We start from the raw sequence: 21,462 nt of genomic DNA, 5'->3' as shown, positions 1-21,462 counted from the left end.
TCAGCGCGTAGCAGCTGCCTCAGCGTGGCCGCGCAGCAACGCCATCAGCCGCTTGGCGTCCTTGGCCGCGGCCTCTTCGTCGCCGGCGAGGATCGAGCGGATCAATGCGACATGGTGCTCGGCGGATTCGGCCAAGCCGGTATCGGCCTTGTAGCGGAACCAGAAGCGGCGGCTGTGGGTTTGCAAGGGCGCCGCCAGGCGCGCCGCGAACGGGTTGTCTGCAGCCAGCGCCAGCGCCTCATCAAGCGCCTTGTCGGCTTGGATGAAGCAAAGAACATTTTCCGAAATCACGGCCTTTTGCATGGCCAGCGCTGCGTCATGAAACAGGTCGGCGGCCTCGCGGGTGACGAAGCGGGCGGCCGAGCGGGCAAGCACGACCTCGACGCCGCGGCGGGCGTCGAGGACGCGCAGCCAGTCGCCAGGGTGAAGCGGGGCAACGGCAATGCCGGCACGCGGCCGGACCTCGAGCAGCCCCTCCCAGGCCAGCCGCTGGATCGCTTCGCGCACCGGGGTGCGGCCAAGGCCGAGCCTGTCGATCAGCGCCCCCTCGGTGATGAAGCTCGCGGGCGCCAGTTCGAGCGTTACGATCATATGCTCGAGCCTGCGGTAGGCCTTCGCAGTCGCCGGCTCGGAGCCTGGGTTGTCATATACCAATGCGGCGTCTCCTGATATATTTTTGATATATCATATCAGATTCAACGTTGACAGCCGGCTTCTTAAGAAATATACGACTGATATATCAGATGGAGCAACCGACATGTGGGCCGGAGTTTTCCCCGCCGTTACGACCAAATTCACCGAGGATGATCGCCTCGACCATGCCGAGATGGAGCGCTGCTTTGCGCTGCAGATGGAGGCCGGCTGCGACGGCATCATCGTCTGTGGCTCGCTTGGCGAAGGACCGATGCTGTCGCATGACGAAAAGATCGAGGTGCTGAAGACCGCGCAGAAGATCGCCGGCAACAAACCGGTGCTGTTGACGGTCAACGAAGCCGGCACACGCGAGGCGGCGACGATCGCGCGCCGCGCCGCAAAAGAAGGCGCCAACGGTTTGATGGTGGTGCCGAGCCCGATCTACCATACCAATGCCGAGGAGACAGTCGCGGCACTCAGCGCCGTCGCCGCGGCCGGCGACCTGCCGGTGATGATCTACTCCAACCGGCTTGCCTACCGCGTCGACGTCACCGTCGACCAGATGGAGGAACTGGCGAAGGACCAGCGCTTCGTCGCCATCAAGGAGTCCTCCGACGATATCCGCCGCTCGACCGAGATCATCAACCGCCTCGGCGACCGCTACGATTTGTTCACCGGCGTCGACAATCTCGCCTTCGAGGCGCTGTCGGTCGGCGCTATCGGCTGGGTGGCGGGCCTGGTCACCGCGTTCCCGCGCGAGACGGTCGCTATCTACCAGCTGATGAGACAGGGCCGCCGCGAGGAGGCGCTGAAGATCTACCGCTGGTTCCGGCCGCTGCTCGATCTCGACGTATCGACCTATCTGGTGCAGAACATCAAGCTCGCGGAAGTCTTCGCCATCGATACCAATGACCGGGTGCGCATGCCGCGCCAGCCATTGTCGGGCGAGCGCCGCAAGGCTGTCGAAAAGATCGTCAGGGATGCGCTGGCGGTGCGGCCAGAGCTGCCGACATTCTGATCCAGTCACTTTGAGGCTATTTGCAGATGTGCAGCGCGGCGCATGGCAATGAATGATGATGCTACGCTCGATGTTGCCATCATTGGTGGCGGCATCATCGGCATCTGCGCCGCCGCCTTTCTGGCCGAGGCGGGGCGAAACGTCACGATCTTCGATCGGACGGGGATCTGCGAGGAAACCAGCTCCGGCAATGCCGCTGCCTTTGCCTTCTCCGATGTGCTGCCGCTCGCCCACAAGGGCATGATCAGGCAGCTGCCGAAATGGCTCGCCGACCCGCTCGGCCCGCTCAGCATTCCGCCCGCCTATTTGCCGAAGCTGTTGCCTTGGCTGGTCCGCTTCTGGCGGGCCGGCCGAAGCGACCGCTATGAAGCCGGCCTTGCCGCGCAGGCCGGGATGATGAAGCTCGCCGAGGCGGAATGGATGGGCTTGCTCGACCGTTCCGGCACACGGCCGATGCTGCACGAGGACGGCTCGCTCGAACTCTACGAAAGCGAGGCCGAGTTCAAGGCGTCGCTGCCCGGCTGGGCGGCAAGGCAGCGCTTCGGCATCGGCTTCAACCATGTCGAAGGCAGCGCTCTCGCCGCCTTGCAGCCCGGCCTGTCGCCGCGCTTCGCCAGGGGCACGTTCGTGCCGGGGTGGAAGACCGTCGCCGACCCCAAGCTGCTTGGAAAGGCCTTATGGGCCTATGCCGAGAGGTTGGGCGCGGGGTTCGAAAAGGCCCGGATCGAGCGTATCGAGGCGGGACAGGGCGACGCGATCCTGACCATGGCCGACGGTACGACGCGTCGGGCAAAGCATGTCGTCATCGCTGCCGGGGCCTGGTCGCATCTGCTGGCGAGACATCTCGGCGACGGCATCCCGCTGGAGACCGAGCGTGGCTACAACACGACGCTGCCGAAGACTGCGTTCGACGTAAAGCGGCAATTGATCTTCTCCGGGCATGGCTTTGTCATCACGCCGCTCGAGACCGGCCTGCGCGTCGGTGGCGCGGTTGAGCTCGGCGGCCTCGAAAGGCCGCCCAATTATGCGCGCTCGAAAGCACTGCTCGAAAAGGCGCAAAAATTCCTGCCAGGGCTGGATCCGGCCAATGGCCGCGAATGGATGGGGTTCCGGCCGTCGCTGCCGGATTCGTTGTCGGTGATCGGGCGGTCGCAAAAAACGCCGTCGGTGGTGTATGGCTTCGGCCATGGTCATCTCGGCCTGACCCAGGCCGCGGCGACCGGACGCTTGATCCGTGAGCTCGTTCTCGGGCAGAGTCCATCGCTCGATCTCGGTCCGTTCAGTCCGCAACGGTTTTGAGATCGAAGACATTCAGTTGGGAGCCGGCATGGCCAAGAATTCCTTCTTCTGCATAGACGGCCACACCTGCGGCAATCCGGTGCGGCTGGTCGCCGGCGGCGGACCGCTGCTCAACGGCTCGACGATGATGGAGCGGCGAGCGCATTTCCTGGCCGAATATGACTGGATCCGCACCGGGCTGATGTTCGAGCCGCGCGGCCATGACGTGATGTCCGGCTCGATCCTCTATCCGCCGACGCGCGAGGATTGCGACATCGCCATCCTGTTCATCGAAACCTCCGGCTGTCTGCCGATGTGCGGCCACGGCACAATCGGCACTGTGACCTTTGCCGTCGAACATGGGCTGATCAAGCCGAAGACGCCGGGCGTGCTCAGGCTGGATACGCCGGCGGGCCTGGTCGTCGCCGAGTACAAGCAGGTCGGCGACTATGTCGAGGAGGTGCGCATCACCAATGTGCCGTCCTTCCTCTATGCCGAGGGACTGACGGTCGAATGCCCCGGGCTCGGCGAGATCAGCGTCGATGTCGCCTATGGCGGCAATTTCTACGCCATCGTCGAACCGCAAACGAACTATCGCGACATGGCCGACCATTCGGCGGGCGAGCTGATCGCCTGGAGCCCGGTGGTGCGGCAGCGGCTCAACGAGAAATATTCCTTCGTCCACCCGGAGAATCCCGGCATCGACAAGCTGTCGCACATATTGTGGACCGGTGCGCCGACCAACCCGCAAGCCGATGCCCGCAACGCCGTCTTCTACGGCGACAAGGCGATCGACCGCTCGCCCTGCGGCACCGGCACCTCGGCGCGGATGGCGCAGCTTCACGCCAAGGGCAAGCTTGGGGTTGGCGACGACTTCGTCCATGAATCGATCATCGGCTCGCTGTTCAAGGGCAGGGTGGAAAAAGAGGTCACCGTCGCCGGCAAGCCGGCGATCATTCCGTCGATCGGCGGCTGGGCACGGATGACCGGATTGAACACGATCTTCATCGACGACCGCGACCCGTTCGCACACGGCTTCGTCGTCAAATAGAAAAAACGCTGACGCAGGGGAAGAAAGAGAGCGTAAACGGATTGCGATCAACGACGCAACGATCCCGCTCATCAACTTATTTTGACGGCGATTTCTTCGAAACGAGGCGCATGGTGCGGTTGAATCGTCAAAGACATTGCGTTAGGCCAATGGTAGGGTCCGCGATGGTCCAGGGGCCGGACGGGAATAAAACGGGCAATCGGACGGCGTGCGGCGAAAACACGCATAGCCATCGAAAAATCACGTTGCAATCCGGGCTCGAAACTTTACGACTAGGGGAAATACGAAAAGGAATGCGTCTGCATGGGCGACATTCCAGGGGAGCCACGACAGCATGCAGTATTTTGTCCAGCAGCTTATCAATGGGCTGACGCTGGGATCGATCTATGGGCTGATAGCGATCGGCTATACGATGGTCTACGGCATCATCGGCATGATCAATTTTGCCCATGGCGACATCTTCATGGTCGGGGCATTCACCGCTCTCATCGTTTTCCTCATTCTCGGCGCATTGTTCTATTCCTTGCCGGTGGTGATCGCGCTGCTGATCATGATGATCGTCGCGATGCTGCTGACCAGCCTGTATAATTGGACGATCGAGAAGGTGGCCTACCGGCCTTTGCGCGGTTCGTTCCGGCTGGCGCCGCTGATCACCGCGATCGGCATGTCGATCGCCCTGTCGAACTTCGTCCAGGTGACGCAAGGGCCGCGCAACAAGCCGATCCCGCCGATGGTGTCCACGGTCTACAACATCGAGGGCATCAGCGTATCGCTGAAGCAGATCATCATCGTCATCGTCACCGCGCTGCTGCTGGCGCTGTTCTGGTATTTGGTCAACAAGACCTCACTGGGCCGGGCGCAAAGGGCATGCGAGCAGGACCGCAAGATGGCGGCGTTGCTTGGCATCGACGTCGACCGCACCATCTCGATCACCTTCGTCATGGGTGCGGCCCTTGCTGCCGTCGCCGGCACGCTGTTCCTGATGTATTACGGCGTCATCGCCTTCTCCGACGGTTTCACGCCCGGCGTGAAGGCGTTCACCGCGGCGGTGCTCGGCGGCATCGGCTCGCTGCCCGGCGCCGTGCTCGGCGGGCTGATGATCGGCTTCATCGAAAGCATGTGGTCGGCTTATTTCTCGATCGACTACAAGGACGTCGCCGCCTTCTCCATCCTGGCGATCGTCCTGATCTTCCTGCCTTCCGGCATATTGGGCCGGCCAGAAGTCGAAAAGGTCTGAGGTCATGGCGGTCACTGTATCTCCGGAGCGCGGCGTCGTCGCCACCCCAGTGCAACGCGCCACGCGCGAGGCGCTTTATGCTGGTGCCATCGCGCTCGGCCTGTTCGTGCTGTTCATCGGCCTGCGGACCGATCAGAACATCTCCAACGAGCTGATCCTCGTACAGCGCTGGGGCCTGCTCGCCGCCGTGGTGATCGCCACCATGCTCGGCCGCTTTCTCTACGTTGCCTACGGCCAGCCCTTCCTGGCCAACCAGAAGATTGCCGACATCGCCACCGGGCTGTTGCCGGAAAGCGTGGCGACGCGGTTCTTCCGGTTGCCATATTTCATTGCTGCCGTCGTCGTAGTGGCTGTGCTGGCGCTGCTGGCCGGCTCGCTCGATGGTTTGCTGGGGCCGGGTCTCGCCGGTTATGCGCGCTTCGCGCGGGCGCTGGCGATCATCTATGCGCTGGCCTCGGTGCTGTTCTATTTCCGCACCTTCATCCTCGCCCATTTCTCGGCGTTGGGCATAACCGCACTGGCGCTCTACCCGATCATCGTCGTGGCGGTGCTTGCCGTGTACGCAGGGTCGATGGCCGGCGGGTTCCAGGGTTCACTGAAATGGGTCGACAATTTCGGCATCCAGATCCTGATCTATGTGATGCTGGCCTGGGGGCTGAACATCGTCGTCGGCCTCGCCGGCCTGCTCGATCTCGGCTACGTCGCCTTCTACGCGGTCGGCGCCTATGCCTATGCGCTGCTCGGCACGCATTTTGGCCTGTCGTTCTGGATCCTGCTGCCCGCCGCCGGCGCCATGGCCGCCTTCTGGGGGGTATTGCTCGGGTTTCCGGTGCTGCGTCTGCGCGGCGATTATCTGGCGATCGTGACGCTTGCCTTCGGCGAGATCATTCGTCTCGTGCTGATCAATTGGCGCGAGGTTACGAACGGCTCGGCCGGCATCTCCGGCATCCCCAAGGTCACCTTTTTCGGCCTGATGACGTTCAACGTTTCGGATCCGAATTATATCGCCAAGGTGTTGGATATCGCCACATCGAGCGCCTACTACAAGATATTCCTCTACTATCTGATCCTGGGGCTCTGCCTGCTCACCGCCTTCGTCACGATAAGGCTAAGGCGCATGCCTGTCGGCCGCGCCTGGGAAGCGCTGCGCGAGGATGAGATCGCCTGCCGCTCGCTCGGCATCAACACCACCACCACCAAGCTCACTGCCTTTGCCACCGGCGCCATGTTCGGCGGCTTCGCCGGCTCGTTCTTCGCGGCACGGCAAGGTTTCGTCAGCCCCGAGTCCTTCATCTTCCTAGAGTCGGCCATCATTCTGGCTATGGTCGTGCTTGGCGGCATGGGTTCGCTGGTTGGCATCGCCGTCGCCGCCATGGTGATGATCGGCGGCACGGAGGTGCTGCGCGAACTCGATTTCCTGAAGCAGGTCTTCGGCCCCGACTTCACCCCGGAACTCTACCGCATGCTTTTATTCGGCATGGCCATGGTCATCGTCATGCTGTGGAAGCCGCGCGGCTTCGTCGGCAGCCGTGAACCGACAGCCTTCCTCAAGAAGAGCAAGGCCGTATCCGGCTCCTTCACCAAGGAAGGCCACGGCTGATGAGTGATACGAACCCATCTCCCATGAACGATGCCATCCTGCAGGTCGACCATCTGTCGATGAAATTCGGCGGTCTGGTCGCCATCGGCGATCTCTCCTTCCAGGCCAAGCGCGGCGAGATCACCGCGCTGATCGGACCGAACGGCGCCGGCAAGACCACGGTGTTCAATTGCATCACCGGTTTCTACAAACCGTCGGAAGGCATGCTCACGCTCAACCGGCGCGACGGCTCGAGCTATCTGCTCGAACGCCTGCCGAACCATGAAATCCCGGCACGCGCCAAGGTGGCGCGCACCTTTCAGAACATCCGCCTGTTCTCGGGCATGACGCTGCTCGAGAACCTGCTGGTAGCCCAGCACAACAAGCTGATGAAGGCGTCCGGCTACACCGTGCTCGGCCTGTTCGGCTTCAGCGGCTACCGGAAGGCATCGGCCGAGTCGGTCGAACTGGCCAGGCACTGGCTGGAGAAGGCCGATCTCGTCGACCGTGCCGACGACCCGGCCGGCGACCTGCCCTATGGCGCGCAACGACGCCTCGAGATCGCGCGAGCGATGTGCACGGGTCCGGAGTTGCTCTGCCTCGACGAGCCGGCTGCCGGCCTCAATCCGAAAGAATCAATGGCGCTCAACGCGCTGCTGATGGACATCAAAGACAACACCGGCACCTCGATCCTGCTGATCGAGCACGACATGGCGGTGGTCATGCAGATTTCCGACCACGTCGTGGTGCTCGAATACGGGCGCAAGATATCGGACGGCAGCCCGCATTCGGTACGCACGGACCCGCGCGTCATCGCTGCCTATCTCGGCGTCGAAGACGAGGAAGTCGAGACGGTACTGACCGAAGTCGGCGACGAGGACGTCATCGAGCAATTGGACACCGGTCCCGATTCCGCGCACGGCCCAGGCACATCGTCTTCGTATCTCGCCGGACCGGTGACCGATACGATCGGCCACAGCGAGGGCGAGCGCGTGACCGTGTCGAAAGGCGCCTCGAAAGCCGGGCAGTTCGATGCAAAGTCGAGTGCCGCGGCAAGCAAGGCAGCAGCGCAAGCCGCCGCTCCCCCGGCCAAGGCGGAACCCGCTGCAGCTAAGCCGACCGCGAAACCCTCCACGGCTAAGGCGCCGGCCAAGTCGAAGGTCGCGGGCGTTTCGAACCGGCTCACAGCGCCACGTGGCGGCGAGGCCGACAATCTGACCCGCATCAAGGGCATCGGCACGGTCAACGAGAAGAAGCTTAACCAGCACGGCATCTTCCATTTCGACCAGATCGCGGCATGGAAGAAAGCCGACGTCGCGGCCGTCGAGGCCTATCTCGCCTTCGACGGACGCATCGCCCGTGAGGACTGGGTTGGTCAGGCCAAGCTTCTCGCCGCCGGCAAGGAGACGGAATTTTCGCGCCGCGTCGACGCCGGGAAAGTGGAAACGAGCCACGCTTCCGGGAAAACTGCGAAAACAGTTGCCGGCAAGACTGCTGCCGCACCTGCGGGCAAGCGCGGAGGGCGCAAGTGATGGCCGGCACAACGCTGCTCGATATCAAAGGCGTCCAGACCTACTACGGCAACATCAGGGCGCTGAACGGTGTCGACGTCACCGTCAGGCAGGGCGAGATCGTGGCGCTGATCGGCGCCAACGGCGCCGGCAAGTCGACGCTGATGATGACCATTTTTGGTGCTCCGCGGGCCCGGGCGGGCACGATCACCTTCGCCGGCACCGATATTACCCAGATGCCAACGCATGAGATCGCGCGCATGCGGATCGCCCAGTCGCCGGAGGGCCGGCGCATCTTCCCGCGCATGACGGTGATGGAAAACCTGCAGATGGGCGCCAGCCTCGACGGCCTCAAGCATTACGACGAGGACGTCGAGAAGGTGTTCACGCTGTTTCCGCGCCTGAAGGAACGCATCGCCCAGCGCGGCGGCACCCTGTCGGGCGGCGAACAGCAGATGCTGTCGATCGGGCGTGCGCTGATGGCACGGCCGAAGCTGCTCCTGCTCGACGAGCCGTCGCTCGGCCTGGCGCCGCTGATCGTGAAGCAGATCTTCGACGCCATCCGCGAGTTGAACCGGACCCAAGGGCTGACAGTGTTTCTGGTCGAGCAGAACGCCTTCGGCGCGCTGAAGCTCGCGACGCGCGGCTATGTCATGGTCAACGGCAATGTGACGATGAGCGGCACCGGCAAGGAGCTGCTCGCCAATCCGGAAGTGCGCGCCGCCTATCTCGAAGGCGGCCACCACTGAGTTCAGGAGACTTCATCATGCAGGGCATTCTCTACGAGGAACCCTCGATCTGGCAGTTCTTCTTCGTCACCTGCCTGCTCGGCGGCTGGGCGGCATGGATGACCGGCAAGGCCAGCGCCCAGACATGGCGCAGCTTCCTCCAATTGTTCGCCTACATGCTCGGCCTTGGCATTGGCGTAAGGTTCATTCATCACGCGCTGTTCGGCGGCACGATGTTCTCGCTGCATTACTATATCGTGGATACGATCGTACTGATGATATTGGGCTTCATCGGCTATCAATACACGCGCACAAACCAGATGGTGACACAGTATAATTGGCTCTATGAAAGAGCATCGGTTTTGAGCTGGAAGCCGAAAGGTTGACGTTCATGATTAACGCCGTTTCGGGGATGAATCGGCGTGACAAGTGCCTGAAAATCGGCAAAGTACGTTTTCTGCGAGTAAAAGTGGGCATCGCATGAAAGCATCATCCAACGCCCACTCCGTAAATGGGAGCGTTTTACATGAAAAAATCACTTTTGTCCGCCGTCGCCCTGACCGCGCTGATCGCGTTCAGCGGCAGCGCGTGGGCTGACGTCCTGGTTGGCGTCGCCGGTCCGATCACCGGTCCGAATGCCGCCTTCGGCGCGCAGCTGCAGAAGGGTGCCGAACAGGCCGTCGCCGACATCAATGCGGCCGGTGGCATCAATGGCGAGCAGATCAAGCTCTCGGTCGGCGACGACGTCTCCGATCCGAAGCAGGGCATCTCGGTCGCCAACAAGTTCGTCGGCGACGGCGTCAAGTTCGTGGTTGGCCACTTCAACTCGGGCGTCTCGATCCCGGCGTCGGAAGTCTACGCGGAAAACGGCATCCTCGAGATCACGCCGGCCGCGACCAATCCGAAGTTCACCGAACGCGGCATGTGGAACACGTTCCGCACCTGCGGACGTGACGACCAGCAGGGCAGCATCGCCGGCGCCTATCTCGCGGCGAACTTCAAGGATGCCAAGATCGCGGTCATCCACGACAAGACGACCTACGGCCAGGGCCTTGCCGATGAGACCAAGAAGGCGATGAACGCAGCCGGCCTGACGGAAGTCATGTACGAAGGCGTCAATGTCGGCGACAAGGACTTCTCGGCGCTGATCGCCAAGATGAAGGAAGCCGGCGTTTCCATCATCTATTGGGGTGGCCTGCACACCGAAGCCGGCCTGATCATCCGCCAGGCGGCTGACCAGGGCCTCAAGGCGACGCTGGTTTCCGGCGACGGCATCGTGTCGAACGAGCTGGCCTCGATCGCTGGCGACGCAGTTGCGGGCACGCTGAACACGTTCGGCCCGGATCCGCGTCTGATCCCGACGAACAAGGAACTCGTCGAGAAGTTCCGCGCGCAGGGCTTCGAACCGGAGGCCTACACGCTTTACTCCTACGCCGCCATGCAGGCGATCGCCGAAGCAGCCACCGTTGCCAAGTCGAACGACCCGCAGGAAGTTGCCAAGGCGCTGCATGAGAAGGGTCCGTTCAAGACCGTTCTGGGCGACCTCTCCTATGACGCGAAGGGCGATCCGACGTTGCCCGGCTACGTCATGTACGAGTGGAAGAAGGGCGACGACGGCAAGTACACCTACATCCAGAAGATGTAAGCCTGTCGACGACGATAATTTTGGAGATGCCCGGCGCTTGCGCCGGGCATTTCCGTTTTGACGACATCGAGTTGATTTAAATCGGTTTAGCCGCTGCCCGATTTTGTTTGCACTGCAGCATTTTCGCGCTAATCATGTCCGGCAGTTCCCTTCCCCGTGTCCGGAGCCCTGTCCTTGGCAATCTCGAAGATCCTTGTCGCCAACCGCTCCGAAATTGCCATCCGCGTCTTCCGCGCGGCTAATGAACTCGGCCTCAAAACCGTGGCGATCTGGGCGGAGGAAGACAAATACTCCCTGCATCGCTTCAAGGCCGACGAAAGCTACCAGGTCGGGCGCGGGCCGCACCTGACCAGGGATATGGGGCCGATCGAAAGCTATCTGTCGATCGAGGAGGTTATCCGCGTCGCCAGGCTTTCGGGCGCCGATGCCATCCATCCAGGCTACGGCCTGCTGTCGGAGAGCCCGGAATTCGCCGAGGCCTGCGCCACGGCCGGCATCATCTTCATCGGGCCAAAGCCGGATACGATGCGCAGGCTGGGCAACAAGGTCGCCGCCCGCAATCTCGCAATCGAAGTCGGTGTGCCGGTAATTCCCGCCACCGATCCCTTGCCGGACGACATGGCGGCGGTGAAGGAACTCGCCAGGACGATCGGCTACCCGGTGATGCTCAAGGCGTCCTGGGGCGGCGGCGGCCGCGGCATGCGCGCCATCCGCTCCGAGGCCGATCTCGCCCGCGAGGTGATGGAAGGCAAGCGTGAGGCGAAGGCGGCTTTCGGCAAGGACGAGGTCTATCTCGAGAAGCTGATCGAGCGCGCCCGCCATGTCGAGGTGCAGGTGCTGGGCGACACGCATGGCAACGCCGTGCACCTATTCGAGCGCGATTGTTCGATCCAGCGCCGCAACCAGAAAGTGGTCGAGCGGGCGCCGGCGCCCTATCTCGAAATGTCGCAGCGCGAGGAGCTTTGCGGCTACGCGCTGAGGATCGCGCGCGAAACCAGCTATATCGGCGCCGGCACGGTCGAGTTCCTGCAGGATGCCGATACCGGAAAATTCTATTTCATCGAGGTCAATCCGCGCATCCAGGTCGAGCACACCGTCACCGAACAAGTGACCGGCATCGACATCGTCAAAGCACAGATCCACATACTCGACGGCTTTGCCATCGGCACGGCGGAATCGGGCGTGCCGACGCAGAAGGACATCAGGCTCAACGGGCACGCGCTGCAGTGCCGCATCACCACTGAAGACCCCGAGCATAATTTCATCCCCGACTATGGCCGCATCACCGCCTATCGCGGCGCCACCGGCTTCGGCATCCGCCTTGATGGGGGCACCGCCTATTCGGGCGCGGTCATCACCCGCTTCTACGATCCATTGCTGGAAAAGGTGACGGCGTGGGCGCCGACGCCGGCCGAGACCATCGCCCGCATGAACCGGGCGTTGCGCGAATTCCGAATCCGGGGCGTGGCGACCAATCTCACCTTTCTCGAGGCGATCATCAATCACCGGAGCTTCGCCGACAATTCCTACACCACCAAGTTCATCGACACGACGCCGGAACTGTTCGCCAGCGTGAAGCGGCAGGACCGCGCGACCAAGCTGCTCAACTATCTTGCCGACGTTTCGGTCAATGGCCATCCCGAGACGCGCGGCCGGCCGCAGCCAAAAGCAGATGCGGCGCCACCGGTGGTGCCATATCTCAACGGCAATGTGCCTGACGGCAGCAAGCAGAAGCTCGACGTGCTCGGGCCGGAGAAATTCGCGGCGTGGATGCGCGAGCAAAAAGAGGTGCTGGTCACCGACACGACAATGCGCGACGGGCATCAATCCTTGCTCGCGACGCGTGTGCGCACCTATGACATCGCCGGCATCGCCGGCACCTATGCGCGCGCTCTGCCGCAGCTTTTGTCACTCGAATGCTGGGGCGGCGCAACATTCGACGTCGCCATGCGCTTCCTCACCGAAGATCCATGGGAGCGGCTGTCGCTGGTGCGCGAGGCAGCACCCAATCTTCTGCTGCAGATGCTTCTGCGTGGCGCCAACGGCGTTGGCTATACCAACTATCCCGACAACGTCGTCCAGCATTTCGTCCACCAGGCCGCTGCTGGCGGCATCGACCTGTTCCGCGTCTTCGACTGCCTGAACTGGGTCGAGAACATGCGTGTGGCCATGGATGCGGTCGGCGCCGAGGGCAAGCTGATCGAAGCGGCGATCTGCTATACCGGCGACATACTCGATCCGGCGCGGGCGAAATACGATCTGAAGTACTATGTCGGCCTGGCCAGCGAATTGCAGGCGGCGGGCGCCCATATCATTGCCGTCAAGGACATGGCGGGGCTTCTAAAGCCGAGTGCTGCCCGCGTGCTGTTCAAGGCACTGCGCGAGGCGACAGACCTGCCGATCCACTTCCACACGCACGACACATCCGGCCTGTCGGCGGCCACCGTGCTGGCAGCGGTGGAGAGCGGTGTCGACGGCATCGACGCGGCGATGGATTCGTTATCTGGCAACACCTCGCAGCCATGCCTGGGTTCGATCGTCGAGGCGCTGAAGGGCACCGAGCGCGATCCGGGCCTCGACCCGCAATGGATCAGGAATATCTCGTTCTACTGGGAGGCGGTGCGCAACCAGTACGCCGCCTTCGAAAGCGACCTGAAGGGGCCAGCATCGGAGGTCTATCTGCACGAAATGCCTGGCGGGCAGTTCACCAACCTCAAGGAACAGGCGCGCTCGCTTGGGCTGGAGACGCGCTGGCACGAAGTGGCGCAGACCTATCACGACGTCAATCTGATGTTCGGCGATATCGTCAAGGTGACGCCGTCGTCCAAGGTCGTCGGCGACATGGCGCTGATGATGGTCAGCCAGGACCTGACCGTCGCCGACGTCGAGAATCCGGCGAGGGACATCGCCTTCCCGGATTCGGTGGTGTCGATGTTGCGCGGCGATCTCGGCCAGTCGCCGGGCGGCTGGCCAAAGCCATTGCAGAAGAAGGTGCTGAAGGGCGAAAAGCCGATCACGGCGCGGCCGGGTTCGCTGCTTAAGCCGGCGGACCTCAAGGCCAGCCGCGCGGAGGTCGAGGAAAAGCTCGAGCGCAAGCTCAGCGAATTCGAGTTCGCTTCGTGGCTGATGTATCCGAAGGTGTTTTCCGATTTTGCCGCCGCGCAGGAGACCTACGGCCCGGTCAGCGTGCTGCCGACGCCGACCTATTTCTACGGCATGAAGCCGGAAGACGAGATTTTCGTCGACATCGAGAAAGGCAAGACGCTGGTGGTGCGCTGCCTTGCCATGGGCGATGTCGACGAAAAGGGCATGGTCACCGTATTCTTCGAGCTCAACGGCCAGCCGCGCCGCGTGAAGGTACCGGACCGGGCGCATGGCGCGTCCGCTGCCAAGGCACGGCGCAAGGCGGAGCCGGGCAATGAGGCGCATGTCGGCGCGCCGATGCCTGGCGTCGTCTCGGCGCTTGTGGTCGCTGCCGGCCAGGCGGTGAAGGCCGGCGACGTGCTGCTGTCGATCGAAGCGATGAAGATGGAAACGGCGTTGCATGCCGAACGCGACGGCACCATAGCCGAGGTGCTGGTCAAGGCCGGCGACCAGATCGATGCCAAGGATCTGCTGATCGCGTTCGGGTGAAATAGGCCGGCATCAGAGAGCCTTGTCGGCGCCTGGCAGCAGCCCCTTCATGCCGCATCGATAGCACCTTGACCCGCCGCGCCCGGTCGGGCATCGAACCGCTGCAATTCGCCGCTCGGGTCCCCGTGAGTCGCGGCGAGAAACGACGCGGAGTGAAGAATATGGCCGACGACATCACCGAAACCAGCCAGACTGTTGCCGCCGGCCAGCTGCGCGCCTTCATCGAACGCATCGAGCGGCTCGAGGAAGAGAAGAAGACGATTGCCGACGACATCAAGGAAGTGTTCGCCGAGGCCAAGGGCACCGGATTTGACACCAAGGCGATGCGGTCGATCATCCGGCTGCGCAAGAAGGACCAGGCCGAGCGGCAGGAAGAGGAGTCCATCCTCGATCTGTACAAGGCCGCGCTTGGAATGGTGTAGGCCGATAACAGCCTTGGGCGCCGGTTGCGGCGCCCCTCGACGGTTCGAACCATGAGCGAATTCGATTTTGGCGCCCGCCGCGCCTCTGAATTCCGCCAACGCAGCTTCTGGACGCTGTTCGCGGAACGGCATCCGGATGAAAGGGCTCTGCTGGCGAGGCGTGGACCGTGGTTCTGGCAGCGTGGGCTGCCCGACTTCGCATTGGTCCTTTCCATGTACGTCGCGCCTGCGCAGAATCATGTCGGCGTCTTCTTCGGCCGCAACGAGAAGTTCGGTGCCACGCAAGCCTGGTCGCGGCTGAAGCCGTTCCAGCCGGCCATCGAAGACAGGCTGAAGCTCAGGCCAGAACAAAGTTGCGACGGCCTCGGCATCAATTCGATGTGGCGGGTGAATTGTTTTGCCGAAGACAATTGGCCGGCGATGACCGACTGGCTGGTGACGGAAGCCTCGCGTTTCGAGCGCGCGATTGCCGAAGTTCTGGGTCAGGAATAAAGCAGGGTTTCCAGACGCAATCCTTGTGGAAGGGTTGCGCTGGTGAGCAGAGCGAGGGAGCCGGTGGATCGATGACGATCATGTCGCGCGTTGCCGCCTTCTTCCGCTCACGCTGGCTCGGCGGCGTGCCGCTCGATCGGCTGTTCTGGCGCGACCTGGTTGTTGTCGGCACAGCGATCAACGTCGCGTCGTCGGTGGTGGCGCTCATTCTGCTCGGGCTGAAGCTGCCGCTTGCGCTGGTTCTGGCGGTGCATTTCGCGCCGGTGCCCTACAACATCTTCCTGACTTTTGCCGTTTGGCGAACTGCCGGAAAATCAAGTGGCGCCAAGGCCTCGCTGATGACGCTTGGCGCCACGTTGTGGCTGATCCTGGCGGTCGTGGCCTGACGATCAGGCGGCCGGCTCGAATTTGAGCGCCACGCCGTTGATGCAATAGCGCAGACCGGTCGGCGGCGGGCCGTCCTCGAAGACGTGGCCGAGATGGCTGCCGCAGCGGGCGCAATGGCATTCGGTGCGGACCATGCCGTAGCTGCGGTCGACGGTGGTCTCGACCGAGCCCGGCACCGGATCGTTGAAGCTCGGCCAGCCTGTGCCGCTCTCGAATTTCAGCTTGGATTCAAACAAGGGTTGGTCGCAGCCGACGCAGGAGAAGGTGCCGGCGCGCTTCTCGTGCAGCAGGGCGCAGCTTCCCGGCCGCTCGGTGCCGTGGTTGCGCATCACCGCATATTGCTCAGGCGTCAGCCGGGCGCGCCATTCGGCGTCGGTGCGGATAACGGGGTAGGTGTGGCTGTCCATTTTTTCCTCTTAGCTTAGGTCGCTATTTGGGTTGCCTTCCCAACTTCGCCTGAAATAGGGATTTGTTACCGCGTTTGCCCGTATTTCTATCCTGTCGCGAAGAATTCCTCAGGCGATGGCGGCGAGATAGCGCGCAACCGATGCTGAAAATGCCGCCTTTGCATCTCCGATGACGTTCTGGTTCCACCACGCGCCATAGATATGGTCGAACGCGAAAGGCTCCAGCGCGGCCTTGATGCCGAGCACTTTCGAAGCGTTGAGCGGGATGTAGTTCGGGTAGCTGTACATGAAGCTGAGATGGCGGCGAGTCGGCGTCACCTGCACGATGTCGCCGGCCAGGATGGCATTGCCGCCGTCGCGCTTCCAGTGCAGCACCTGGCCACCGGCAAAGTGGCCGCCGCAGCGGATGAGCGTCAGCGACGGGTTTATGGCGCGCGTCTCGCCTTGCCAGCTGATGATCGCCGGATGCGGCCGCATGATCCACTGACAATCATCGGCGTGCAGATAAATCGGCACGCCGCCAAACGCCTCGCTCCACTCGACCATTGCCGAATAATAATGGCAGTGCGAAATGGCGATCGCGGCGAGGCCGCCCCGGCGGTTGATCTCGGCCACCGCCTCGTCGCTGACCATCGAAATGCAGTCCCACAGCACATTGCCGTGCGGCGTTTGCGCCAGCAATGCCCGCTGGCCGATGGCGAAGCGCGGCTCGATGCCGAAGGCGAGCACGCCGGCGTCGTCTCTCATCGCGAGCCGATGGCCGGCGGCGAGCTCTTCCGGCGTGGTCCAGGCCTGGCCCTCCCAACGCACATATTGCCGCTCGTCCTCGCAGATCGGGCAATGTCGCGGCGGCGTCGCTGTCGCCGCGAACTGGACACCGCATTGCAGGCAAAGGAAACAGGTCGACCTTCCTGTTTTGCGTGGATCCATTCAGTGCTTCCTTGAAAGTTGCTTCGTCGCGGCTTCGAGGCCGGCGAGCGTCAGTGGAAACATGCGGCCGTCAAAAATATCGCGGATCATGGCAATCGAATGGGTAAAACCCCAGTGCTTTTCGCTTTCAGGATTGAGCCATACCGCATTTGGCCATTGCTGCAGCAACCGGCCGAGCCAGACGGCGCCGGCCTCCTTGTTCCAGTGCTCGACCGAGCCGCCGGGATGGGCGACCTCGTAGGGGCTCATCGAGGCGTCGCCGACGACGAGCACCTTGTAGTCGGGGCCATATTTATGCAGGAGATCGAAGGTCGGAATCACCTCGGCATGGCGGCGGCGATTGTCCTTCCACACGCCCTCGTAGAGGCAGTTGTGGAAATAGAAATATTCGAGCTGGCGGAATTCGGCGCGGGCAGCCGAAAATAGCTCCTCGACGCTCCTGATGTGGTCGTCCATCGAGCCGCCGACATCGAAGAACATCAGCAGCTTGACCGCATTGCGACGTTCGGGTTGTGTCTTAACGTCGAGATATCCGTGCTCGGCGGTGGCGTGGATGGTCCCTGGCAGGTCGAATTCCTCTTCGGCGCCTTCGCGCACCCAGCGGCGCAAGCGCTTCAGCGCGACCTTGATGTTGCGGGTGCCGAGCTCGACGGCATCGTCGAAGTTCCTGAACTCGCGTTTGTCCCAGACTTTTACCGCGCGGCGGTTGCGGCTTTCGTGCTGGCCGATGCGCACGCCTTCGGGATTGTAGCCATAGGCGCCGAAGGGCGAGGTGCCGCCGGTGCCGATCCATTTCGAACCGCCCTGATGTCGGCCCTTTTGCTCCTCCAGCCGCTTCTTCAGCCTCGCCATCAGCTTTTCGAAGCCGCCCAGCGCCTCGACCAGCTTCTTCTCCTCATCGGTCAGGTGCTTTTCGGCGAGCCTCCGCAGCCATTCCTCCGGGATGTTTGCGACATCGACCGGGTTTTCGCCAGCCCGCGCCTCGACACCTTTGAAGATGTGCGAAAAGACCTGGTCGAAGCGGTCGATGTGGCGCTCGTCCTTCACCAGAGCGGCGCGGGCGAGATAGTAAAAGCCCTCAACATCATAGTCGACCAGCCCGGCCTCCAGCCCCTCCAGCAGCGACAGATATTCGCGGAGCGAGACCGGAACCCGCGCTGCCTTCAGTTCGAGGAAGAAGGGGATGAACATCTCACGGTCTACAGCAGATCATACTCGATGAAGCCGGTCCTGCGCGCCACATGGTCGTAGAGCTTGCGTGCGGTGGTGTTGGTCTCGTGCGTCATCCAGTAGACGTTCTTGACGCCGATCTTGCCGGCTTCCTGCCTGACCGCTTCGATCAGGGCGGCGCCGACGCCCTTGCCGCGCACATCGGGGTCGGCAAACAGGTCCTGCAGATAGCAGTTGTTTATCTCCGACCAGCAGGAGCGATGGTAGAGATAGTGCGTCAGGCCGACGGCCTTGCCGTCGAGGGTGGCGATGAAGCCTTTCGGCTCGAACTCGCCCGCCGTGAACAGCCGCTTCCAGGTGACGGCGTAAACCGCTTCCGGCAACTTGGTTTCGTAGAAGATGAGATAGGCGGTCCACAGACGCCGCCAATCGGCATGGTCGGATTGCGCCAATGGGCGGACGGTGATCTCGGTCATTTCATTTCCCTCTGAACTCGGCAACCCGAAGCTGCCTCCGTCCCTGACCAAGGGCAACGGTCCAGCGACGGGAAACCGCTGTCCGAGGGCTTTCGTCGGCTTCCGACTGACCAGCCCCTCACCCCTGCCGTCTCGCCATGAAGGCCAGGCGCTCGAACAGATGCACGTCCTGTTCGTTCTTCAGCAACGCGCCATGCAGTTTCGGCAACGCATTCTTCGGGTCGGCGCGCAGGTCCTCGGGCGCGATGTCGTCGGCGACCAGCAGGCGGATCCAGTCGAGTGCCTCGGAGGTCGACGGCTTCTTCTTCAGGCCGGGCACATCGCGGATCTCATAGAACTGGGTCAATGCCGCTCGCACCAGTTTCTGCTTGATGCCGGGATAATGCACGTCGACGATTTTGTGCAAAGTGTCGACGTCGGGGAAGCGGATGTAGTGGAAGAAGCAGCGGCGCAGGAAGGCGTCCGGCAATTCCTTCTCGTTGTTGGAGGTGATGATGACGATCGGCCGGACGGTGGCGCGGATGGTCTCGCCGGTCTCGTAGACGAAGAACTCCATCCTATCCAATTCCTGCAACAGATCGTTGGGGAACTCGATATCGGCCTTATCGATCTCGTCGATCAGAAGCACGACTTTCTTGCCGGCGGCAAAGGCATTCCATAATTTGCCGCGCTTGATGTAATTGCGAATGTCGTTGAAGCGCTCGTCGCCGAGCTGGCTGTCGCGCAGCCGCGAGACGGCATCGTATTCATAGAGACCCTGCTGCGCCCGCGTGGTCGATTTGACGTGCCATTCGATCAGATCCAGACCGAGCGCTGCCGCCACCTGGCGGGCAAGTTCGGTCTTGCCGGTGCCGGGCTCGCCCTTGACCAGCAACGGCCGCTCCAGCGCGATCGCCGCGTTGACCGCCACCATCAGATCCTTGTCGGCAACATAGGCTGCCGTGCCTTCGAAACGCATTTTTGCTCCCGGGTTCATCGCGCGACCCTAAGGACGCGGCCTTCGGTGTGCAAGGCGCTGCTGGCGAAGCGGGGATTTTGCCGGCGCTGACCTCGTTGAGGGGTTCTGCGTCGATTTAAGACTCGAAGCGTGTCGTCTCTCTGGCGCTGGGCCTGCCGTCTGCCTATATTGGCGGGGACGGTCTGCGCTTCCCGGCAGGAGAACATTTTCCCCGGGGCCTTAATGATCCCTAGGGAGCTGTCCCTGGGAAGACCCGTGGGTTTTCTCATACGGCGCCCACCTACTTTGTAGGTTCCCGGGATCGCTCTCTCCACCGGTTGTGTGGATCGTCACTCACATTTCAGTGGGCCATGCGGTAGGAAACGTCGCTCCCAAAACCCCGTCCAGATCCGACTTTTTCTATCCTGGCTCCATGACCTCCTCAAAAGACCTGAAAAAAAATCTTCGCAACCAAGCCCTCGGGCGCCGCGATGCGCTCGATCCGTTCTGGCGTGTGGAGGCAGCACTCGAAATGGCCGAGACGGCGCGCGACCAGATCACCGTCGAGCCGGGCCAGATCGTCTCAGGCTTCTGGCCGATGCGCTCGGAAGTCGACGTCCGGCCGCTGATGTTTGCCTTGCGCGAGAAGGGCGCGAGGCTCTGCCTGCCGGCCATTCTCGACAAGACCACCATCGTTTTTCGCGAACTGGTGCGCGGCGCGCCAATGATCGACATGGGCTTCGGCACCGTCGGGCCGCATGAGGAAGCCGAGGTACTCGATCCGCAGGTGATGCTGGTGCCGCTTGCCGCCTTCGATGCGCGCGGCCACCGCATCGGTTACGGCGCCGGCTATTACGACCGGGCGATCGCGCGGCTGGCCGACAAGGGGCAGCAGCTGCGGCTGATCGGCATTGCCTTCGACTGCCAGGAGGTGGCCCAGGTGCCGGACGAGCCGCATGACGTGATCATTCCGGAAATACTCACCGAGAGCGGGTTGCGCCTGTTCGCGCCGAAATTGTAGATAAGTTCCTGGACGCATGGTCTTTTTCGAAAGTCATGCAGCTTTTTGCTTCGCTGACCTTCGGTTCGGGATCACGCTTATATGAGACTTCTCTTCCTCGGCGACATGGTCGGCAAGACAGGACGTACGGCGGTGTGGGAACAACTGCCCGGCCTGATCTCGGATTTCAAACTCGACTTCGTCATCGTCAATGGCGAGAACGCCGCCGGCGGCTTCGGCATCACCGAGGAGATTTTTCGCGAGACGATCTCGGCCGGCGCCGATGTCGTCACCACCGGCAACCATGTCTGGGACCAACGCGATGCGCTGATTTTCGCGCCGCGCGAGGAACGCTTCCTGCGTCCGTCCAATTTCCCGAAAGGCACGCCGGGGCGCGGCTCGGGCGTCTACATCGCCAGGAACGGCGCGCGCGTGCTGGTCGCCAACATCATGGGCCGGGTGTTCATGCATCCCGAGCTCGACGATCCATTCCAGGCCGGCGAGCGCGAACTTGCCGCTTGTCCGCTTGGCGAGCAGGCCGATGCGACCGTCATCGATTTCCATGCCGAGGCGACCTCGGAAAAAATGTGCTTCGCCCATTTCGTCGACGGCCGTGCCAGCCTTGTTGTCGGCACCCACACGCATCAGCCGACCGGCGATCACCAGATCCTCAATGGCGGCACCGGTTATATTTCCGATGCCGGCATGTGCGGCGATTACGATTCCTCGCTCGGCATGGACAAGGAGGAGCCGCTCAACCGGTTTTTGTCCAAGGTGCCGAAAGGCCGTTTCGAGGCGTCGACCGGACCGGCGACATTGTGCGGCGTCGGCGTCGACATTTCCGACCGTAGCGGCCTGACTGAACGGATCGCGCCGTTTCGCCGCGGCCCGCGGCTGGAGGAAACGGCTCCATCCTTCTGGTCGTGAC

21 protein-coding genes and 1 other RNA gene are annotated in these 21,462 nt (G+C 62.5%); 16 read left to right on the top strand and 6 right to left on the bottom strand.

Going from position 1 to position 21,462, the window contains the following annotated elements; translation table 11 throughout:
- Complete coding sequence (locus tag NKH91_RS07535) at positions 1-654, bottom strand: GntR family transcriptional regulator (protein WP_352845235.1); 654 nt, start codon at positions 652-654, stop codon at positions 1-3.
- 103 nt (positions 655-757) lie between these two features.
- Here NKH91_RS07535 and NKH91_RS07530 point away from each other — a divergent pair, with 103 nt between their 5' ends.
- The 13 genes from NKH91_RS07530 (at position 758) to NKH91_RS07470 (ending at position 15,613) form a co-directional block, all read left to right on the top strand.
- On the top strand, positions 758-1,651 hold the full coding sequence (locus tag NKH91_RS07530; protein ID WP_023719663.1) for a dihydrodipicolinate synthase family protein: 894 nt from the start codon (positions 758-760) through the stop codon (positions 1,649-1,651).
- 48 nt (positions 1,652-1,699) lie between these two features.
- Positions 1,700-2,950 carry an NAD(P)/FAD-dependent oxidoreductase gene (locus tag NKH91_RS07525; RefSeq protein ID WP_352815015.1) on the top strand — a complete coding sequence of 417 codons (1,251 nt, stop codon included), beginning with the start codon at positions 1,700-1,702 and terminating at the stop codon, positions 2,948-2,950.
- Positions 2,951-2,978: 28 nt separating this feature from the next.
- Positions 2,979-3,980: a 4-hydroxyproline epimerase gene (locus NKH91_RS07520; RefSeq protein ID WP_023719661.1), complete on the top strand. Its 1,002-nt coding sequence runs from the start codon at positions 2,979-2,981 to the stop codon at positions 3,978-3,980.
- Positions 3,981-4,314: 334 nt separating this feature from the next.
- Complete coding sequence (locus NKH91_RS07515; protein WP_023719660.1) at positions 4,315-5,217, top strand: branched-chain amino acid ABC transporter permease; 903 nt, start codon at positions 4,315-4,317, stop codon at positions 5,215-5,217.
- A gap of 4 nt (positions 5,218-5,221) precedes the next feature.
- Positions 5,222-6,817 carry a high-affinity branched-chain amino acid ABC transporter permease LivM gene (livM, locus tag NKH91_RS07510; RefSeq protein WP_352480943.1) on the top strand — a complete coding sequence of 532 codons (1,596 nt, stop codon included), beginning with the start codon at positions 5,222-5,224 and terminating at the stop codon, positions 6,815-6,817.
- Entirely contained in the window at positions 6,817-8,328 is a 1,512-nt protein-coding gene (locus tag NKH91_RS07505; protein ID WP_023719658.1) for an ATP-binding cassette domain-containing protein, read from the top strand. Before livM ends, NKH91_RS07505 begins: the two co-directional genes overlap by 1 nt.
- Positions 8,328-9,056, top strand: coding sequence for an ABC transporter ATP-binding protein (locus NKH91_RS07500; protein ID WP_023719657.1), 729 nt, complete (start codon positions 8,328-8,330; stop codon positions 9,054-9,056). Before NKH91_RS07505 ends, NKH91_RS07500 begins: the two co-directional genes overlap by 1 nt.
- 17 nt (positions 9,057-9,073) lie before the next feature.
- Positions 9,074-9,421, top strand: coding sequence for a DUF6867 family protein (locus NKH91_RS07495; RefSeq protein ID WP_023719656.1), 348 nt, complete (start codon positions 9,074-9,076; stop codon positions 9,419-9,421).
- Positions 9,422-9,561: 140 nt separating this feature from the next.
- Positions 9,562-10,680 carry a branched-chain amino acid ABC transporter substrate-binding protein gene (locus tag NKH91_RS07490; protein WP_023719655.1) on the top strand — a complete coding sequence of 373 codons (1,119 nt, stop codon included), beginning with the start codon at positions 9,562-9,564 and terminating at the stop codon, positions 10,678-10,680.
- A gap of 174 nt (positions 10,681-10,854) precedes the next feature.
- Complete coding sequence (gene pyc, locus NKH91_RS07485) at positions 10,855-14,313, top strand: pyruvate carboxylase (RefSeq protein ID WP_352845234.1); 3,459 nt, start codon at positions 10,855-10,857, stop codon at positions 14,311-14,313.
- 161 nt (positions 14,314-14,474) lie between these two features.
- Entirely contained in the window at positions 14,475-14,735 is a 261-nt protein-coding gene (locus NKH91_RS07480) for a DUF2312 domain-containing protein (RefSeq protein WP_023719653.1), read from the top strand.
- A gap of 51 nt (positions 14,736-14,786) precedes the next feature.
- On the top strand, positions 14,787-15,227 hold the full coding sequence (locus NKH91_RS07475; protein ID WP_023719652.1) for a hypothetical protein: 441 nt from the start codon (positions 14,787-14,789) through the stop codon (positions 15,225-15,227).
- A 71-nt stretch (positions 15,228-15,298) separates the two neighbouring features.
- On the top strand, positions 15,299-15,613 hold the full coding sequence (locus NKH91_RS07470; protein WP_352845233.1) for a hypothetical protein: 315 nt from the start codon (positions 15,299-15,301) through the stop codon (positions 15,611-15,613).
- A gap of 3 nt (positions 15,614-15,616) precedes the next feature.
- Here NKH91_RS07470 and msrB read toward each other — a convergent pair whose 3' ends face one another.
- The 5 genes from msrB to NKH91_RS07445 form a co-directional block, all read right to left on the bottom strand.
- Positions 15,617-16,021 carry a peptide-methionine (R)-S-oxide reductase MsrB gene (msrB, locus tag NKH91_RS07465; protein WP_352845231.1) on the bottom strand — a complete coding sequence of 135 codons (405 nt, stop codon included), beginning with the start codon at positions 16,019-16,021 and terminating at the stop codon, positions 15,617-15,619.
- A 108-nt stretch (positions 16,022-16,129) separates the two neighbouring features.
- On the bottom strand, positions 16,130-16,951 hold the full coding sequence (locus NKH91_RS07460; RefSeq protein WP_352480939.1) for an MBL fold metallo-hydrolase: 822 nt from the start codon (positions 16,949-16,951) through the stop codon (positions 16,130-16,132).
- Positions 16,952-18,142 (bottom strand): vWA domain-containing protein, encoded by a 1,191-nt coding sequence (locus NKH91_RS07455; RefSeq protein ID WP_352845230.1) that lies wholly within the window; start codon positions 18,140-18,142, stop codon positions 16,952-16,954.
- An 8-nt stretch (positions 18,143-18,150) separates the two neighbouring features.
- Complete coding sequence (locus tag NKH91_RS07450) at positions 18,151-18,597, bottom strand: GNAT family N-acetyltransferase (protein ID WP_352845229.1); 447 nt, start codon at positions 18,595-18,597, stop codon at positions 18,151-18,153.
- A gap of 118 nt (positions 18,598-18,715) precedes the next feature.
- Entirely contained in the window at positions 18,716-19,555 is an 840-nt protein-coding gene (locus NKH91_RS07445; RefSeq protein WP_023719646.1) for an AAA family ATPase, read from the bottom strand.
- A 176-nt stretch (positions 19,556-19,731) separates the two neighbouring features.
- Between NKH91_RS07445 and ssrS the strand changes: the two genes are divergently transcribed.
- From ssrS to NKH91_RS07430, 3 genes are all read left to right on the top strand, one after another.
- A non-coding RNA gene (ssrS, locus tag NKH91_RS07440) (6S RNA) lies at positions 19,732-19,887 on the top strand.
- An 80-nt stretch (positions 19,888-19,967) separates the two neighbouring features.
- Positions 19,968-20,555, top strand: a complete 588-nt coding sequence (locus tag NKH91_RS07435; RefSeq protein WP_352787922.1) for a 5-formyltetrahydrofolate cyclo-ligase — start codon at positions 19,968-19,970, stop codon at positions 20,553-20,555.
- An 81-nt stretch (positions 20,556-20,636) separates the two neighbouring features.
- A complete protein-coding gene (locus NKH91_RS07430; protein ID WP_352787920.1) occupies positions 20,637-21,461 on the top strand; it encodes a TIGR00282 family metallophosphoesterase in 825 nt (274 codons plus the stop codon).
- The last annotated feature ends 1 nt before the right edge of the window (position 21,462 follow it).

The sequence above is a fragment of the Mesorhizobium sp. M0894 genome (genome assembly GCF_040319725.1).
Taxonomy (GTDB): Bacteria; Pseudomonadota; Alphaproteobacteria; order Rhizobiales; family Rhizobiaceae; genus Mesorhizobium.
This window is presented reverse-complemented; position numbering and strand designations above follow the sequence as displayed.